This is a genomic window from Paracoccaceae bacterium Fryx2, from assembly GCA_032334235.1.
In the GTDB taxonomy this organism is placed as follows: Bacteria; Pseudomonadota; Alphaproteobacteria; order Rhodobacterales; family Rhodobacteraceae; genus JAVSGI01.
Genome location: JAVSGI010000005.1, coordinates 1,868,540 through 1,885,233 on the forward strand (window position 1 = coordinate 1,868,540; position 16,694 = coordinate 1,885,233).

A 16,694-nucleotide genomic window follows, 5' to 3' on the forward strand; every position below is an offset into this window, starting at 1 on the left:
AAATGCCCGGCCCCCGGGCCGATTGTCTCCGCCCCGCGCGTCAGCGTTTGTGGATCACCACCACCTGGTCGCGCCGCGCCTTGTCATAGCGCACCTGGAACATGAAGCACCCCGACATGTCGATCCGCAGCGCGTTGAAGGCGTCCGCCACATCGGGGTCGGAATGGAGGAACACCCCTTCGGTCAGATAGCTCTGGAACAGTGCGGCCGTCCGGGTGATGCCCGGCTTCTCGTAGGCCTCGGGCTGCCAGCGCAGGTCCTCGATGATGTAAAGCCCGCCGGCCTGCAGCTTGGGGAACAGTTCCAGAAACGCGTTCTGCTGGTGATGCGAGGCGTGGCTGGCATCGTCGATGATGATGTCGAGCTTCGGCATCGCCGCCGCCGCCGCCGCGATCTCGGCGCGGTTGTCCATGTCGCAGCGGTGGAACGTGAACCGCTCATGGCTGAACCAGCTGAAATCCGAGATGTCCAGCCCGATGATCCTGGCCTTGCGGAAGTATTCCAGCCACATCCGCACCGAAGGCAGGTCGGTGGTCGCGCGGTCGGCATCCGCCCCCAGTTCCGGCCCGCCGATCTGCAGGCCCATTTCCAGAAAGCCGATGCTGCGGTCGCGGAAGGGCTGGAACAGCATGTTGTAAAGCTCGGTGTAGCGGTGCTTGGCCGACCCCTTGTCCGACCCGAAACTGTCGGCAATATCGGTCAGGTTGGGCAGGCCGCGGCCGTAACGGTCCGATGCGGCAAGGGGGGAGGTGCGGGCGGCAACGGGGGGGGTGCGATCCGATGCGGCAAGGGGGGCGGTGCGGGCCATGGCGATCCTTCTGGTCGGGGCCCGCCGCCGCGTCAGGGCTGGCAGGCCGCAAATCTGGCCGCAGGTTAGGCGGCAGGTCCGGTCCTGTCGATGGAATGGAAACAATTCCACCTTGTTTCCCGCGATCTGTGACCGGCTTCGCACAAATCCGCCGGCGCCGCCGTCACCGCCGGTTGTCCGCGGGCCGGGGCCTGGCTAAAGCCGTCTGGCCCCCCGCCACCGCAAGCTCAAGGATGCCTCTCCATGTCCACGGCGCTCCCCCTGCCTGCCGCCCGCGCCACCCGTCAGGGTCGGCTGGCGGTGGCGGCGATGTTCCTTGCCAACGGCTTCGTGATGGGCAGCTGGGCGCCGCAGATTCCGCTTCTGCTGCCGCGCCACGGCATCGGCACCTTCACGGTCGGCCTGCTGATCCTGATGCTGGGGGTCGGCGCGGTGGCGGCGATGGCGCTTTCGGGCGGGCTGATCGCCCGGCACGGTTCGCGCGCCGTGCTGCGCGGCTTTGCCCTGCCCGCCAGCGTGACGCTGGCCGCCGTGGTGCTGGCCCCGTCGCTGCCGCTGCTGACGCTGGCGATGGTCGCCATGGGGGCGCTGATCGGCTGCATGGACGTGGCGATGAACGCCAATGCCGTCGAGGTCGAGCGGCGGCTGGGCCGCGCCATCATGTCGTCGTCGCACGGGTTCTGGAGCCTTGGCGGCTTTCTCGGCGGCGGCCTCGGCGGCGGCCTGATCGCGGCCTTCGGTGCCGGGGGCCATGCGCTGATCGCCTCGGCGGTCACGCTGGGCGTGGTGGCGCTCGCCGCGCCCTTCCTGACCGGCGACCCGCCCGCCCCGGCACCCCCCGGCCGGCGCGCGCCCCGCACCCGCCGCGACGCCGCGATCTGGATCATCGGCGCGATGGCGCTGTTTTCGATGGTGCCCGAAGGCGCGGTGCTCGACTGGTCGGCGCTCTATCTCGCGCAGGAACTCGGCGCACCGGTCGCGGCCTCGGGCCTTGCCTTCGGCTTCTTCGCGGGCGCCATGGCGGTGATGCGTTTTCTGGGCGACGCGGTGCGCAACCGCTTCGGCGGGGTGCCGACGCTGCGGCTGTCGGGCGCAATCGGCGCGCTCGGCCTGCTGGGCGCCAGCCTTGCCCCGACCGAGGCGCTGGCCGTCGCCTGCTTTGCCCTCTGCGGCCTTGGCCTCGCCAACATGGTGCCGATCCTGCTGTCGGCGGCAGGCAACCACCCGGGGCTCGGCACCGGGGTCGGCATCTCGACCGTGACGATGCTGGGCTATTCCGGCATCCTCGTCGCCCCGTCGAGCATCGGCTTTGTCGCGGAACACATCGGCTTTCGCGTCACCTTCGGCGTGCTGGCCCTGCTGCTGCTGGTGGTGGCGGCAATGGCATCCCGCGCCGCGGCGGCAGACCAGACCGGGGGATGACCCGTCAGGGCCAAGCGCACCCGGACGGGTTGCCCCCCGGCTCGGGTCAAGCCCCCAGACACCAGCGCAGCACGGCCTTTTGCGCGTGCAGGCGGTTTTCGGCCTCGTCGAACACCACCGAATGCGGGCCGTCCATCACGGCCGACGTGGCCTCGTCGTTGCGGTGCGCGGGAAGGCAGTGCATGAACAGCGCGTCCGGCCGGGCCTGCGCCATCAGCGCCTCGTTGACCTGATAGGGGCGCAACTGGTTGTGGCGGCGTTCCTTGGCGCTTTCGGGGTCGTGCATCGACACCCAGGTGTCGGTCACCACCAGATCGGCGCCCTGCACCGCGCGGGCCGGGTCGCGCTCGATGCTGACGCGCACGCCCCTGTCGCGGGCAAAGCCCAGCGCGTCGGCCTCGGGCTCCAGCGTCGGCGGGCCGGTGAAGGTGAAATCGAAGCCGAACTGCCCCGCGGCATGGAGGAAGCTGGCGCAGACGTTGTTGCCGTCGCCCGCCCAGACCACCTTCTTGCCCGCGATCGGCCCGCGGTGTTCCTCGTAGGTCATCACGTCGGCCATGATCTGGCAGGGATGGGTGCGGTTGGTCAGCCCGTTGATCACCGGCACGGTGGCGTGCTCGGCCATTTCCAGCAGCGTCGCTTCCTCGAAGGTGCGGATCATGATCAGGTCGACATAGCGCGACAGCACCCGGGCGGTGTCGGCGATGGTTTCGCCATGCCCAAGCTGCATCTCCTTGCCGGAAAGCACCATGGTCTGCCCGCCCAGCTGGCGCACGCCCACGTCGAAGCTGACCCGGGTGCGGGTGGAGGGTTTCTCGAAGATCAGCGCCACCATGTGGCCCGCCAGCGGCTGGTCGTCGTCGGGCGTGCCGCGCGGGCGCCCGTTCCGCGCGGCCTTCATCGCGTGGGCCGAGTTTATCATGGCGCGCAGGTCGGCGGCGTCGGTCTTGTGGATGTCGAGGAAGTGTTTCATGTCAGGCGACTTTCCGGGGCGGAAGCACCGGGGGCTGTCTGCCCCCGGACCCCCGAGGATATTTGGGCAAGGTGAATGGCAAGGGAAGGGCCCCGGCCATCGGGTTCGGTGTCACTGCAGGCGCGCGCACCGGAGTCGTCGGTGGGCGCGCACGGCGCGTTCGCCCTGCGGCAGGGCGGAGGGGGGCAGGGTTCGGGTGGGCAGGTCAGGCGGCATCGGTCGCCCCGTCGAGTGTCGCGGCCGCGCGGTCGAGCCGCGCCACGGCCTCGACGATGTCGTCGTCGGGGATGTTGAGCGCGGGCAGGAGGCGCAGCACGTTGTCGGCGGCGGCGACCGTCAGCAGGTTCTGGGCGTAGGCGGCCTTGACCACGTCGGTGTTGGCCGCCCGGCATTTCAGGCCCAGCATCAGGCCCATGCCGCGCACCGCCTCGAACACCTGCGGGTGGGCGGCCACCAGGCCTTCGAGCCGCTGGCGCATCAGCGCACCCTTGCGGCCCACCTCGGCCAGGAAGGCATCGTCGGCCACGATCTCCATCACCCGCGCTCCCACGGCGCAGCCGAGCGGGTTGCCGCCGTAGGTCGAGCCGTGGCTGCCCGCGCCCATGCCCGAGGCGGCGTTTTCGGTGGCCAGCAGCGCGCCCAGCGGGAAGCCGCCGCCGATGCCCTTGGCCACCATCATGATGTCGGGGGTGATCCCGGCCCATTCATGGGCGAAGAGCCGCCCCGTGCGGCCCATGCCGCATTGCACCTCGTCGAGGACCAGCAGCGCGCCGGTGCTGTCGCACAGGTCGCGCAGCCCCTTCAGGCAGGCGTCGGGCATGGTGCGGATGCCGCCCTCGCCCTGCACCGGCTCCACCATCACCGCCGCCGTGCGGTCGGTCATGGCGGCGCGCAGCGCGTCATGGTCGCCGAACGGCAGGCTGCGGAAACCCGGCATCAGCGGCCCGAAGCCCCTGGTCATCTTTTCCGACCCGGCGGCGGCGATCGCCCCGGTCGAGCGGCCGTGAAACGCGCCCTCGAAGGTCAGGATCTCGATCCGGTCGGGGTCGCCCTTTTCATACCAGTACTTGCGCACCATCTTGATCGCCAGTTCCGCCGCCTCGGTGCCCGAGTTGGTGAAGAACACCGTGTCTGCGAAGGTGTGCTCGACCAGCAGGTTCGCCAGCCGTTCCTGTTCCGGAATGCGGTAGAGGTTCGAGACGTGCCAGAGCTTCTGCGCCTGTTCGGTCAGGGCCTGAACCAGCGCCGGATGGGCATGGCCAAGCGCGTTGACCGCGATGCCCGCGCCCAGATCGAGGTGGCGCGCGCCGGTGTCGTCGGTCAGCCACGAGCCCTTGCCCGAGACGAAGGCCAGCGGTGCGCGGTTGTAGGTGGGAAGCACGGATGGGATCATTGCGATGGTCCTTGCGGGAAGCCCTAGGCCTGCCAAAGGCGCGGGGGCGAGTCAACCTGGGAAACGGTATGGCGGGGCGATGGCGGGGCCTGCAGGGGGCGGGCCGGAAACCGGCGGCCGAGCGTGCTGGCAGGGGGGTGCGATCAGCCGGTTGCGGCCCGATGGCCGCGCCGCGGCGCGCGCTCAGAAGCGTCGGCGTCGGGGCAGGGAAAGGGGCGCGTGCCGGGTGATCATCCGGCGTGGCGTAGCGCAACGGCGACCGCCTGTCCAGACCGGCGCGCGGGCCATTCGGCCGCAGCCATCGGCGCTACCGCGAACCCCAGCCGTTTTGCCACCGGAAAGATGCGCTTTCCCTTGAACCGGGGGCCGGGTGCTTGTATCTGCCACTGTCCGGGATAGAATGCCGGAAAAAGCGGAACCGTCGGGTCATGGCCCTCCGGGGCCACCCCAGACCGGAGATCTGCCATGTCCTGGACCGACGAGCGCGTCGAGACGCTCAAGAAGATGTGGGCCGAAGGCCAGAGCGCAAGCCAGATCGCCAAGGAACTGGGCGGCGTGACCCGCAATGCCGTGATCGGCAAGGTGCATCGGCTGGGCCTGTCGAACCGCGTCGGCAACAACGGCGCGAAGGACGAGGCCGAGGTCGAGGACGAGGTGCCGCTGGCCACCCCGCGCCCCGAATCCGCGTCGCGTCCCGCCCCCCCGCCGCCCCAGAACCGGCGCGCCCTGCCGACGTGCCGCGCGCCGCCGACCGGCCGCAACCGGCCCCGGCAGCCGCAGCCCCGGTAAACGGGGCGGCCGTCACGCCGATTCCGCTGCGCAAGGCGATCATCCCGGCCGGCCAGCCGCTACCGCCCCAGCCCTCGGCCAACGAGATCAGCCCCGAAGCCCTGGCCTCGGTGCGCGAGGTCGAAAAGCACGCCAAGCGTCTGACCCTGATGGAACTGACCGAACGCACCTGCAAATGGCCGATCGGTGACCCGGCGACCGAGGATTTCTGGTTCTGCGGCCTGCCGTCGCTGCCCGGCAAGCCCTATTGCGAGGCGCATGTCGGCGTCGCCTTCCAGCCGATGAGCGCCCGGCGCGACCGTCGCCGCTGACCACGGCGCCGTCCGGGCAATGCAGTCGGGCCGATGTAGTCGGGCCCGTGCAGCCCGAGCCTTCGGGCCCGTGCGGTCGGGGCCTTGCAGTCGGGGCCGTGCAGGCGGGGGCCGTGCAGTTGGGCCCGTGCAGTCGGGGCCGTGCCATCTGTTACATGTCATCGGGCCCGCGCCGTCGGGTCCATGCAATCGGGCGCAACCCGGTGGGGCTGGCAAATCTTGCGCGGCAGGTCTGTATACGCTGGCATACCTTGAGCTGTGGTGCTAACGTGACTTGGAAAACAATCGCGCCTTATATATTCACACATCAGGATGTGATTTACAGGTGAAGGCATCGTCAGATCAAGCCTGCGCGAATGACCCGGTCTTATCGGTTGCCACGTCACACCTGTGGCAGGTGATGGAGAACCTTGCCTTGTCCGACCCCGCCCGACGAAACCCGGCCGAACCTGTGCCCTCTGCTGCAGCGGATGGCCCCTCAGGCCAGCGCGCGGCCCCTCCCCTGCCCCGTCACCCCAAGTCCCCGGCCGCTGTCACGCGCCACATTCGCCAGTTGCATCAGGCGGCCACCGCTGACGACCACGACTCCTGCGGCGATGCGGCGATGCGGATGCAGAAGGCCGGGGTCGATGCCGTCACCATTGCCGAGAATCTGGTGCCCGCAGCCGCCCGGCTGATCGGCATCGACTGGGTCGAAGACCGCATGAGCTTTGCCGATGTCACCATCGCCTGCGCCCGGCTTCAGGGCCTGCTGCGCCATCTCGACCTCGACTGGCGGGCCGGTGTCCTGACCCGGGCCGACGCGCCCTCGATCCTGCTGGCGGTGGCGCGCAACGCGCAGCACACGCTTGGCGCGATGGTGCTGCTTGACCGGTTGCGCCGGGCGGGCTTTTCGGTGCGCCTGCTGCTGGGGGCCGGCCCGGGCGAGCTGCAGATGGCGCTGCGCCAGACCCCGGTGCAGGCGGTGATGCTGTCGGCCTCGCTGGGCGACAGCGTGCCGATGCTGCGCCGCCTGGTCGAGACCGTGCGCAAGACCAGCGGTGCCAGGGTTCCGGTGGTGATCGGCGGCACCCTGCTGGATGCCGAACCGGCGCTTGCCGCAAGAACCGGGGCGGACGTCGTGACCAGCGACCTTGACGCGGCGCTGGAACGCTGCGGGCTCACCGCCCAGCCGGTGGCGCAGGTCGGCTGACCGCGCCCGGCCTTCAGTTGCCGCCGCCGAACAGGTTGCCCAATGCCTTGGCCGCCTCTTTCTCCAGCGCCTCGCGGGCGGTGCGGCGGGCGGCAGCTTCCAGATCCTCGCCCTCCTGCTTCACGATCCCCAGTTCCTCCTGCGCGCGGGCCTCGATCCGGGCGCGGGCCTCGTCCTCCAGCTTGGCCGCTTCCTCCTTCAGCCGCTCCTCGGCCAGCGATTCCAGGTCGAGCCGGTATTTCAGGTCCGACCACGGCCCCGCGATCAGCAGCGGCACCTTGATTCCGCCGCTGCCATCGGCCTCGGCCAGCGCCACCGGCACGATGCGGTATTCCAGCACCCGCGCGCCAAGCCCCACCGTGCCGCTGCCGGTTGCGGTGACCAGCGGCGCCTTCACCACCAGATCGTCGTTGCGCAGCACCCCGCCCGCGATGGTGAATCCTGCCGTGATGCTGTCGAAGATCGTCCTGGCGCCCGCGCCGACATAGCCCGCGTCCAGCGTGCGCAGCATCCCCGCAAGGTCGAGCCCGCGCAACTCGCCCTTGCCGAACGACAGCCTGCCATCGCCCGACAGGCTGTTCATGATCGCCGCCACCGACGAGCCAGAGCCCAGAAACTTGATCCGCACATCGCCGGTCCCGATCAGCCGGTCCTGCCCGGCCAGGTCTTGCAGCAAGGGCTGCATCGCCAACCCCGCCAGCGTCAGGTCGCCCCCGACCGACAGCCCGCTGCGGCCATTGACCACGAACTGCCCCGAAACCTGCCCCTGATAGGCACCGATCCGGCGGATGTCGAACACCGCGCGACCGCGGTCGATGGTGGCCAGCAGCCGGGTCTCGCCCAGCTTCATGTTGCCCAGATCCACGCTGTCGGCGCTCAGCGCGATCTCGGCATCCAGCGCCGACAGGCCGGATACGTCGATCGGCGCGCGCGACCAGCCCGCCCCGGCCGCCCCGCCACCGCCGCCCGCCGCGTCCCCGGACCCACCGCCCCCGCCCGCCGCCGCCAGGTTCAGCGCCCCGGCACTGATCTGCGCCGACAGCTTCGGCCGCTCGCCGCCGGTCACCAGATCGGCGTCGCCGCTCAGCCGGTTGCCGTCCAGCACCACCACGCCGCCCCGCAGATGCGCCGAGCCTTCGGCAGTCACCGTCACCGCCCCCGAAATGCTGCGGCTGTCGCGCCCCAGTCCGGCGGGCAGGGCGGGCATGGCGGTGCCCAGCACCCCGCCCAGCGCCGCCATGTCGGCCAGATCGGCCACCAGATCGCCCTCGGCCACGAAAGGCCCGGTGCCAAGCCGCCCCTTGAAACCGATAGACGACCCGCCGACCTTCGCCGCCAGATCGGTCGGCACCACCCGCCCGGCCAGAAACGCCGCGAAATCCTGCACCGTGCCGGTCACCGCCAGCCGCTGCCCGTTCATCACCCCGTCCAGCGCCACCGTCGCAGGCCCGTTGAACACCGGAATCGCCGCCTCGGCGTCAATCTCGCCCAGCACCACCCGCTGCCCGCCCGCATGATCGACAAAGGTCAGCGACCCGCCCGAAATCACGCCGCGGTCCAGCGTGAACGGCGTCCCCGCCCCCGGCACGTCCGGCGTGACGCCCACCGCATCCAGCGCGGCATCCCCGGCGGCCGCGCCCAGTTCCCAGTTGCCGCGCCCGTCGCTGTTGCGTTCCAGCAGCACGACCGGCCGCACCGCCTCGATCGAGGTGATCCGCACCGAACCGCCGATCAGCGCCGCCATGTCCAGCCCGATCTCCAGCTCCTCGGTGCGCAGCATCGGGCCCGCATCCGACCATGGCGCGTTGGAAATGGTGACATCCGCCGCCCGCACCCCAAGCTGCGGCCAAACCGAAGGGCGCACCGCGCCGCCGATGGTCAGCACCCGCCCGGTCAGCCGCCCGAACTCCTGCGCGGCCACCTGCGCCACCTTGTCCGACGGGATAAGGAACAGCACCCCCACCGCAACCACCACAAGCATCAGCAGAACAGACAGCAGTCGGACGATCCAGCGCATGGCTTTGGCCTCTTGCAGAAGGGGAATTGCCGGAATCCTAAGCACAAACCGCCCCTGCGGCAAGCAACGCCCTTGTGAAGGCACGCACCCGGCCCGCAGGCCGCAAATCGCCGCACCTGTCGCCTTTCCACGCGGTGCGCCAAGGGGTATAAGCCCGCATGTCCCAGAACCCGCCCAACCTCCGCCCCGATCTGGCCCGCGCCACCGTCCCCGATGCCCGCCGCGAGGGTCAGCCGACCATCGGCATGGTCAGCCTCGGCTGCCCCAAGGCGCTGGTTGACAGCGAACGCATCCTGACCCGCCTGCGCGCCGAAGGCTACGCCATCAGCCCCGACTACGCGGGCGCCGATGCCGTCATCGTCAACACCTGCGGGTTTCTTGACAGCGCAAAGGCCGAATCGCTCGATGCCATCGGCGAGGCGCTGCGCGAGAATGGCCGGGTGATCGTGACGGGCTGCCTTGGCGCCGAGCCGGACTACATCACCGGCGCTCACCCCAGGGTGATGGCCGTCACCGGGCCGCACCAGTATGAAGCCGTGCTCGATGCCGTCCACAAGGCGGTGCCCGCCCGGCCCGATCCGTTCATCGACCTGCTTCCGGCCAGCGCCGTCAGCCTGACGCCGCGCCACTACAGCTACCTCAAGATTTCCGAGGGCTGCAATCACAAGTGCAAGTTCTGCATCATCCCCGACATGCGCGGCCTGCTTCAGTCGCGCCCGGCCCATGCGGTGCTGCGCGAGGCTGAAAGGCTGGTCGCGGCCGGAGTGCGCGAGTTGCTGGTGATCAGCCAGGACACCTCGGCCTATGGGCTGGACCTCAAGCACGCCACCGAAAAGGGCCACCGCGCCCACATCACCGATCTGGCACGCGATCTGGGGCAACTCGGGGCATGGGTGCGGCTGCACTACGTCTACCCCTACCCGCATGTCCGCGACCTGATCCCGCTGATGGCGGAAGGGCTGATCCTGCCCTATCTCGACATTCCGTTTCAACATGCCGACCCCGGCGTGCTGCGCCGCATGGCCCGGCCCGCCGCAGCGGCCCGCACGCTGGACGAGATTGCCGCCTGGCGCAGCGTCTGCCCCGACATCACGCTGCGCTCGACCTTCATCGTCGGCTACCCCGGCGAGACCGAGGCCGAATTCCAGACCCTGCTCGACTGGATGGACGAGGCGCAACTCGACCGGGTCGGCTGCTTCCAGTATGAAAACGTGGCGGGCGCGCGCTCGAACGCCCTGCCCGACCACATCGCCCCCGAGGTCAAGCAGGAACGCTACGACCGTTTCATGGAAAAGGCGCAAGCCATCTCGGAAGCACGGCTTGCCGCCAAGGTCGGCCAGACCCTGCAGGTGATCATCGATGAGGTCGACGCCGCCGGCGCCACCTGCCGCACCATGGCCGACGCCCCCGAAATCGACGGCAACCTGTTCATCGACGAAGGGTTCAAGGGCCTGAAACCGGGCGACATCGTGGCCGTCACGGTTGACGAGGCCGGAGAATATGACCTGTGGGGCACGCCTGTCACCCCCTGACCGGGCGCGCCCCTGACCGGAAACGGGGCACCCGCCCGGGGCGGCGCCAGGTTCCTTGACAATGTCTTAACGCAATCCATAATATCATTTTTTATCAATGCGTTATCCAATTTTTCACGCGTGAAAGCACACCCTCAAACACCTCCCCGCAGCGTCGCAACTTTCGCCCGCACCACCGCCGCCCGCTCCGCGTTCGGCGGGTGCGTGCCCAGGAATTCGTCGCCCGGATCGGGCAGCCGGTCAAAGAACGCCGCCCCCCGCAGCGGGTCGAACCCGGCCAGCAGCGCGATCTCGGCCCCCAGCGCGTCGGCCTCCAGTTCGAAGGTCTTCGAGAACCGCCGCGCCCCGATCGAGGCGCCGAAATCCTGCACGCTGCGCACCGTCTCGGCATCCGCCCCGCCCAGCGAGGCCAGCACTCCCGCGACCATCGCCCCGCTGATCGCGCTTTCCTGCTGGCGCGCCATGTGCCCCAGAATGTGATGCGCCGCCTCGTGCCCCATCACGAAGGCCAGCTCGTCCGCATTCCGCGCGTCCGCGATCAGCGACAGAGTGAAGCCGACGATCGGCCGCCCCAGTTCGTCGCGCGTCTGGAACGCGTTCGGCGGCTGCCCCGGCCGCGCGTCGATCGCGATCTGAAGGTCGCACGGCAGCCCCCGCGTCCGGTCCCGGCAGACCGCCTCGGCAACCGGCTCCACCACCTCGACCACCGCGATGAAGGCGCGCGCCGCCTCCGACGGCGCCAGCGGCCCGGCCGGCACCGCAGCCGGCGCGGGCAGGGGCGGCGGCATCCCGCCACCCCGCGGCACCCCGCAGCCCGCAACCATCAAAGCCAGCAAGCAAAGCCCCAACCCGCGCATCCGCCCCTCCTGCACCGGCCCGCCCGGCGTGTCGGGAACGACCATAGCGCGGCCACGCGCCCTTCAGAACCCCCGCTCACGCAAAGGTGGCCGCTTCCGGCAGCCCGCCCGCCGCCCATTGATCCGGCGCGGCCGCTAGCCTATCGTGCGGCCATGTTCACCATCGAGCACGACTTCGACGCCACCGTGATCACCCTCGTCGACGAGGGTGGCCCTGCCTTGCAGGAAGACATCATCGTGACCGCCTTCGAGGATTGCGTCACGCTGGAACAGTTCGATCCGCGCCGGAACGAACCGCTGGTGCTGACCCTGTCGATGACGCAACTGCGCGATCTTGCCGCCGCGCTGAACCTGCCGGAGGGCAGCTACCGGCTTGACCCGCCGGTGCCCGGCATCTAGGCCGGCCAACGCGACGCCGCCTCCTGCCGGGCGGGCTGCGCCGACCCGGCCCTGTTGCCCGCCCCGCGTGACGTGCCTGCACATTCGTCGGCCCTGACCGGCGCGAGCGCATCTTCGGCGGGGTCGCGGTGGGGGGTGATCATCGCTCCGTCCGGCCACGCGCGACCCGAACCCGCGCGGAAGATCGACGGCCGCCGCCCCGCAGTCCTCGCGCGGCACCGGAGGCCCCGCACGCCGACGGCCGGAAGCCGGGCCGGGGCAGGGCCTTCACGCCCGCCTTGCGGATCGGGAGACGGGCCTTGACCGCGATCGGCCCCAACCCTGCGCGGGCGGCGGCACGGGTCGGGATCGGCCATCCTTTCCCGATCCGGGCCGCCACCATGCAGCAAGCGCCCGGAACCGCGCCGGGCGGGCGTCTTGACGTGGGGGGCGAACGCCTGCCACAGGCTCGGGCCTGCCCCGAACCCTGCGGACGCTGCCGCGTCTTCATCTGAAGGGATAGAACAGCCCGCCCGGCGACGTCGTGAATATCTCGCAACCCGCCGCCGTCACGCCCACCGAATGCTCGAACTGCGCCGACAGTGACTTGTCGCGGGTCACCGCCGTCCAGTCATCGGCCAGCACCTTGGTTTCGGGGCGGCCAAGGTTCACCATCGGCTCGATGGTGAAGAACATGCCCTCCTCCAGCACCGCGCCGCCGCCGGGGCGGCCGTAGTGCAGCACGTTGGGCGGCGCGTGGAACACCCGGCCCAACCCGTGGCCGCAGAAGTCGCGCACCACCGACATGCGGTTGGCCTCGACATGGGCCTGGATGGCGTGGCCGATGTCGCCGAAGGTCGCCCCCGGCTTCACCGCCTCGATGCCCTTCATCAGCGCGTCGTGGGTGACCTCGATCAGCCGCGCCGCCTTGCGGCCCAGCGTGCCCGCGACATACATCCGGCTGGTGTCGCCATACCAGCCGTTCACGATCACCGTCACGTCGATGTTCAGGATGTCGCCATCCGCCAGAATCTTCGGCCCGGGAATGCCATGGCACACCACATGGTTCACCGAAATGCACGAGGCGTGGCGGTAGCCCTTGTAGCCGATGGTGGCCGATACCACCCCGCGCCGCGCCACCTCGTCGGTGATGAAACGGTCGAGCGCCTCGGTCGTGGCACCGGGCACGACCAGCGGACCGACCGCGTCCAGAATCTCTGCCGCCACCCGGCCGGCCTCGGCCATGCCGGCGAAATCCGCGTCTTCGTAAAGGCGGATACCGTCCTTGGTGATGCGTCCCCGCGTCTCGTCCATCGACAGCCTCATGTGCTTTATCCGCCCTAGATAGACACCGCAGCCCGGAAAGGCCAGACCCGCCCCCGGATGGGATTTGGATCCGGGCCGCCCGCGCCCTATACCCGGGAGGAAACAAGCACCCGGAGGCACCGATGACCAATCCCACCGCCGCCATGCTGGTGATCGGCGACGAGATCCTTTCGGGCCGCACCCGCGACAGCAACATGCACCATCTGGCGGGCGAGCTGACCCGGCACGGCATCACGCTGGCCGAAGTGCGCGTCGTGCCCGACGATCATGCCACCATCGTTGCCGCGGTCAACGCCCTGCGGGGGGCGCAGGATCACCTGTTCACCTCGGGCGGCATCGGGCCGACGCATGACGACATCACGGCCGACGCGATTGCCGCGGCCTTTGGCGTGCCGATCGGCATCCGCGCCGACGCGGCCGCCTTGCTGCAGGCGCATTACGACCGCACCGGCCTGCCGTTCAACGAGGCGCGCCAGCGCATGGCGCGCATCCCCGAGGGGGCAACGCTGATCGACAACCCGATTTCCACCGCGCCCGGCTTCACCCTTGGCAATGTGCATGTCATGGCCGGGGTGCCCGCGATCTTTCAGGCCATGCTGGCCTCGGTGCTGCCCACCCTGACCGGCGGGTCGCCGCTGCTCAGCCAGTCGCTGCGGGTTGACAGGGGCGAAGGCGATGTCGCCACCGCCTTTGCCGCATTGGCCGAGGCTTACCCCGATCTGTCGATGGGCAGCTACCCCTTCACCCGGAACGGCGCCTACGGCACCAATCTGGTGATCCGCGGCACCGACCCCGCCCGGCTGGACGAGGCGATGACCCGCCTTGCAGCACTTTTCCCCGCCCCATGACCCCGACTGAACTCGACCGGGTGATGGAGGCGACCTGGCCTGCCGCCGCCCGGTGGCGGGTCGGGCCGTGGACGGTGCGCGACGGTCAGGGCGGCGGCAAGCGGGTTTCGGCCGCCACGGCCGATGGCGCATGGCTGCCCGCCGACATCGCAGGCGCCGAGGCCGCGATGCAGGCGCTGGGGCAGGATTGCCTGTTCATGATCCGCGACGGCGACGGCGACCTTGACGCCGCGCTGGCGGCGCGGGGCTACCGCATCGTCGACCCGGTGGTGGCCTACGCCGCGCCCTGTGCGGCGCTGGCACACCCCGCGCCCGACCCGATGGAAGCCTTTGCCCACTGGCCGCCGCTGGGCATTGCCACCGACCTGTGGGCGGCGGGGGGCATCGGCCCGGCGCGGCTCGCGGTGATGCTGCGCGTGGCGGGCCCGAGGACGGCGATCCTTGCCCGGGTGGCAGACCGCCCCGCCGGGGTCGGATTCGTGGCATTGGCGGGACAGACCGCCATGCTGCACGCGCTGGAGGTCCCGCCCCGGCTGCGTCGGCAGGGTTCCGCCAACATCATCTTGCGGGCGTCGGCTAACTGGGCGCTACAGAACGGGGCAACGACGCTTTCGCTGGTTGTCACCGCTGCCAACTCCGCCGCACGAAACCTCTACGCTTCTCTCGGGATGCAACCTGTGGGACAATATCACTACCGTCAGAAATGAGCCCGAAGGGGCCAGAGCAGTTGAAACCGAAGGCCGACACTCGCAGGAGGCGCGCAGCGCCCGTCGTCTGGCATATCGCCGGGACGGTTGCGGCGTGGCTTTCGCTGGCCGCGCCTGGTGCCGCGATGGTGCCCGAGTTTCCCGCCCCCGCCACGCCCACCGCCAACCGGCAGGAACCGCTGGGCAGCTACCGCCTGCCGATCGGCCCGTGGTCGGCCACCGGCATCGCCTCGCGGCTGACCGAAGGCCGGGTGGACCAGACTGCCTGGCGCATCGACGCCCCCGGCGTCTCGACGCTGGCGCTGCTGCAACCGCTGCGCGCCCAGATCACCCGCGATGGCTACCGCGTGCTTTACGAATGCGAAACGGCGGTCTGCGGCGGCTATGATTTCCGCTATGGCACCGACCTGTTGCCCGAACCCGACATGCATGTCGATCTGGGCGACTTCCGCTATCTGGCGGCGGAACGCAGCGGCCCGGCGGGGCACGAACAACTCAGCCTGATCGTCAGCCGGTCGGCGGTGTCGGGGTTCGTGCAGGTCACCAGGGTCGGCCCGCCGCGGGCCGAGGCCGCCGCGGGCCCGGTCATCAACGCCTCGACCAAGACACCGCTGGCGCTGATGCCGCCCGGCGCGGACCCCGGAGAAGCCGCGATCCCGTCGGACCTGATGCAGCAGCTTGAAAGCGGCGGGTCGGTGGCGCTGGAGGATCTGGTGTTCCCCTCCGGCATGGCAGAGCTTGCGCCGGGCGACTATGGCTCGCTTGCCGCCCTGGCCGAGTGGCTGCGCGCCAACCCCGGCACGGGCGTGGCGCTGGTGGGCCATACCGATGCCTCGGGCGGGCTGGAGGCCAATGTGGCCCTGTCGCGCAAGCGCGCCGAATCGGTCCGCCAGCGCCTGATCGGCAGTTTCGGCCTGCCCGCAGGCCGGATCACCGCCGAAGGGGTGGGCTACCTTGCACCGCGCGACAGCAACCAGACCGAAGAGGGCCGCACCAGAAACAGAAGGGTCGAGGTCATACTGACCTCGACCCGGTAGGAACAGGCACCTTCGAGAGCGTTGCGGTCACCAGTTGTCCGGCCCCTTGTCGATGTAGCGCCGCGCCAGGAAGTCGATGAAGGCGCGCACCTTGGGCTGGGTGAACCGGCCCGGCGGATAGACCGCATAGATCCCCAGCGTTTCCACCGGAAGCCCCGGAATCGCCTCTTCGACCTGCCCGGCCTTCATTGCCTCGGCATAAAGGAAGCTCGGCAGGTAGGCGATGCCCAGCCCCGAGATTGCGGCATTCAGCAGCGACTGCCCGTCATTGACCGTCAGCCAGCCCGCCGTGCGAACCTGCCGCCGCTCGCCCGAGGGCGCGATGACCTTCCAGACGTTGCCGTTGGCCTGATTGGAATAGTGCAGCAGCTTGTGGTCGTTCAGGTCGTCGATCTTCAGCGGGCGGCCGAACTTCTGGAAATAGTTCGGGCTGGCGATCATCCGCTTGGTGGTCTCGGTCAGCTTGCGCGCCCGCAGGCTGCTGTCTTCCAGATCACCGACCCGGATCGCGAGGTCGAAGCCTTCCGAGATCAGTTCGACATAGCGGTTGTTCAGCACCATGTTGACGGTAATATCCGGATATTCCAGCAGAAAATCGCCAAGAATCGGAGACAGCAGGTTGACCCCGAAATCGGTCGCGACCGAGATGCGCAGCAGCCCCGAGGGTGCGGATTGCATCGAGGTCACCAGCGCATCCGCCTCGCCCGCGTCGTTCAGCACCCGCCGCGCCCGGTCGTAATAGGCCAGCCCGATCTCGGTCGGGCTGACGCGCCGCGTGGTGCGGTTCAGCAGCCGCGCCCCCAGCCGTGCCTCCAGTGCCGACACATGCTTGGAAACCGCCGACTTGGAGATGCCCATCTTCTTGGCCGCGTCGGTGAACCCCCCCTGGTCCACCACGGTGGCGAAGGCTTCCATTTCGGTCAGTCGGTCCATTGTATTCCCCATGCGAACTGTGCGGGCTGTTGAACCCGTATTGAACGCGAAATCGGGCAAGATAGCGGCGCTCCGGCGACAAGTCCGGGGTATTGCGCGGCACTCCGCTTTCCCGCCGGCGGGCCGTCGCGCCCGGCCATCCGGTCAGCCGACGTGGCCCGCCAAGCCGAC

14 protein-coding genes and 1 pseudogene are annotated in these 16,694 nt (G+C 69.7%); 8 read left to right on the top strand and 7 right to left on the bottom strand.

Features of this window, described 5'->3' with window-relative positions:
- Positions 1-40: 40 nt before the first annotated feature.
- Complete coding sequence (locus tag RNZ50_18255; protein ID MDT8856940.1) at positions 41-808, bottom strand: hypothetical protein; 768 nt, start codon at positions 806-808, stop codon at positions 41-43.
- 243 nt (positions 809-1,051) lie between these two features.
- Here RNZ50_18255 and RNZ50_18260 point away from each other — a divergent pair, with 243 nt between their 5' ends.
- Entirely contained in the window at positions 1,052-2,230 is a 1,179-nt protein-coding gene (locus RNZ50_18260) for an MFS transporter (protein MDT8856941.1), read from the top strand.
- A 46-nt stretch (positions 2,231-2,276) separates the two neighbouring features.
- Here RNZ50_18260 and argF read toward each other — a convergent pair whose 3' ends face one another.
- Together argF and RNZ50_18270 are read right to left on the bottom strand one after the other, a co-directional pair.
- The gene (gene argF, locus RNZ50_18265; GenBank protein MDT8856942.1) at positions 2,277-3,203 is read right to left on the bottom strand and encodes an ornithine carbamoyltransferase; all 927 of its coding nucleotides are present in this window, start codon (positions 3,201-3,203) and stop codon (positions 2,277-2,279) included.
- A gap of 205 nt (positions 3,204-3,408) precedes the next feature.
- Positions 3,409-4,596, bottom strand: coding sequence for an aspartate aminotransferase family protein (locus RNZ50_18270; GenBank protein ID MDT8856943.1), 1,188 nt, complete (start codon positions 4,594-4,596; stop codon positions 3,409-3,411).
- Positions 4,597-5,061: 465 nt separating this feature from the next.
- Here RNZ50_18270 and RNZ50_18275 point away from each other — a divergent pair.
- Positions 5,062-5,696 (top strand): annotated as a pseudogene (locus RNZ50_18275) (GcrA family cell cycle regulator).
- A gap of 400 nt (positions 5,697-6,096) precedes the next feature.
- Positions 6,097-6,888, top strand: a complete 792-nt coding sequence (locus RNZ50_18280) for a cobalamin B12-binding domain-containing protein (GenBank protein MDT8856944.1) — start codon at positions 6,097-6,099, stop codon at positions 6,886-6,888.
- Positions 6,889-6,901: 13 nt separating this feature from the next.
- Here RNZ50_18280 and RNZ50_18285 read toward each other — a convergent pair whose 3' ends face one another.
- Positions 6,902-8,905 (bottom strand): AsmA family protein, encoded by a 2,004-nt coding sequence (locus tag RNZ50_18285; GenBank protein ID MDT8856945.1) that lies wholly within the window; start codon positions 8,903-8,905, stop codon positions 6,902-6,904.
- 158 nt (positions 8,906-9,063) lie between these two features.
- Between RNZ50_18285 and rimO the strand changes: the two genes are divergently transcribed.
- The gene (gene rimO, locus RNZ50_18290; GenBank protein ID MDT8856946.1) at positions 9,064-10,437 is read left to right on the top strand and encodes a 30S ribosomal protein S12 methylthiotransferase RimO; all 1,374 of its coding nucleotides are present in this window, start codon (positions 9,064-9,066) and stop codon (positions 10,435-10,437) included.
- 134 nt (positions 10,438-10,571) lie between these two features.
- On the opposite strand, the gene RNZ50_18295 is transcribed toward rimO, so the two are convergent.
- Positions 10,572-11,225 carry a M48 family metallopeptidase gene (locus RNZ50_18295; GenBank protein ID MDT8856947.1) on the bottom strand — a complete coding sequence of 218 codons (654 nt, stop codon included), beginning with the start codon at positions 11,223-11,225 and terminating at the stop codon, positions 10,572-10,574.
- Positions 11,226-11,447: 222 nt separating this feature from the next.
- Here RNZ50_18295 and RNZ50_18300 point away from each other — a divergent pair, with 222 nt between their 5' ends.
- Positions 11,448-11,693, top strand: a complete 246-nt coding sequence (locus tag RNZ50_18300) for a hypothetical protein (protein MDT8856948.1) — start codon at positions 11,448-11,450, stop codon at positions 11,691-11,693.
- A gap of 486 nt (positions 11,694-12,179) precedes the next feature.
- On the opposite strand, the gene map is transcribed toward RNZ50_18300, so the two are convergent.
- Positions 12,180-12,986: a type I methionyl aminopeptidase gene (gene map / locus RNZ50_18305; GenBank protein ID MDT8856949.1), complete on the bottom strand. Its 807-nt coding sequence runs from the start codon at positions 12,984-12,986 to the stop codon at positions 12,180-12,182.
- Positions 12,987-13,120: 134 nt separating this feature from the next.
- On the opposite strand from map, the gene RNZ50_18310 reads away from it, so the two are divergent.
- The 3 genes from RNZ50_18310 to RNZ50_18320 are packed head-to-tail and all read left to right on the top strand — an operon-like array spanning position 13,121 to position 15,590.
- Positions 13,121-13,846 carry a molybdopterin-binding protein gene (locus RNZ50_18310; protein MDT8856950.1) on the top strand — a complete coding sequence of 242 codons (726 nt, stop codon included), beginning with the start codon at positions 13,121-13,123 and terminating at the stop codon, positions 13,844-13,846.
- On the top strand, positions 13,843-14,553 hold the full coding sequence (locus RNZ50_18315; protein ID MDT8856951.1) for a GNAT family N-acetyltransferase: 711 nt from the start codon (positions 13,843-13,845) through the stop codon (positions 14,551-14,553). Before RNZ50_18310 ends, RNZ50_18315 begins: the two co-directional genes overlap by 4 nt.
- A 20-nt stretch (positions 14,554-14,573) precedes the next feature.
- A complete protein-coding gene (locus tag RNZ50_18320) occupies positions 14,574-15,590 on the top strand; it encodes an OmpA family protein (protein MDT8856952.1) in 1,017 nt (338 codons plus the stop codon).
- 27 nt (positions 15,591-15,617) lie between these two features.
- Here the strand turns inward: RNZ50_18320 and RNZ50_18325 are convergent, their stop codons facing one another.
- Positions 15,618-16,523, bottom strand: a complete 906-nt coding sequence (locus RNZ50_18325) for a LysR family transcriptional regulator (protein MDT8856953.1) — start codon at positions 16,521-16,523, stop codon at positions 15,618-15,620.
- Between the last annotated feature and the right edge of the window lie 171 nt (positions 16,524-16,694).

What these genes read in the sequence shown, in the direction of transcription:
- RNZ50_18325 (MDT8856953.1), bottom strand. Translation starts at nt 16,523, where the DNA reads ATGGACCGACTGACCGAAATGGAAGCCTTCGCCACCGTGGTGGACCAG.
- RNZ50_18270 (MDT8856943.1), bottom strand. Translation starts at nt 4,596, where the DNA reads ATGATCCCATCCGTGCTTCCCACCTACAACCGCGCACCGCTGGCCTTC.
- RNZ50_18260 (MDT8856941.1), top strand. Translation starts at nt 1,052, where the DNA reads ATGTCCACGGCGCTCCCCCTGCCTGCCGCCCGCGCCACCCGTCAGGGT.
- RNZ50_18285 (MDT8856945.1), bottom strand. Translation starts at nt 8,905, where the DNA reads ATGCGCTGGATCGTCCGACTGCTGTCTGTTCTGCTGATGCTTGTGGTG.
- map (MDT8856949.1), bottom strand. Translation starts at nt 12,986, where the DNA reads ATGGACGAGACGCGGGGACGCATCACCAAGGACGGTATCCGCCTTTAC.
- RNZ50_18300 (MDT8856948.1), top strand. Translation starts at nt 11,448, where the DNA reads ATGTTCACCATCGAGCACGACTTCGACGCCACCGTGATCACCCTCGTC.
- RNZ50_18295 (MDT8856947.1), bottom strand. Translation starts at nt 11,225, where the DNA reads ATGCCGCCGCCCCTGCCCGCGCCGGCTGCGGTGCCGGCCGGGCCGCTG.
- rimO (MDT8856946.1), top strand. Translation starts at nt 9,064, where the DNA reads ATGTCCCAGAACCCGCCCAACCTCCGCCCCGATCTGGCCCGCGCCACC.
- RNZ50_18315 (MDT8856951.1), top strand. Translation starts at nt 13,843, where the DNA reads ATGACCCCGACTGAACTCGACCGGGTGATGGAGGCGACCTGGCCTGCC.
- RNZ50_18255 (MDT8856940.1), bottom strand. Translation starts at nt 808, where the DNA reads ATGGCCCGCACCGCCCCCCTTGCCGCATCGGATCGCACCCCCCCCGTT.
- RNZ50_18280 (MDT8856944.1), top strand. Translation starts at nt 6,097, where the DNA reads ATGGAGAACCTTGCCTTGTCCGACCCCGCCCGACGAAACCCGGCCGAA.
- argF (MDT8856942.1), bottom strand. Translation starts at nt 3,203, where the DNA reads ATGAAACACTTCCTCGACATCCACAAGACCGACGCCGCCGACCTGCGC.
- RNZ50_18310 (MDT8856950.1), top strand. Translation starts at nt 13,121, where the DNA reads ATGACCAATCCCACCGCCGCCATGCTGGTGATCGGCGACGAGATCCTT.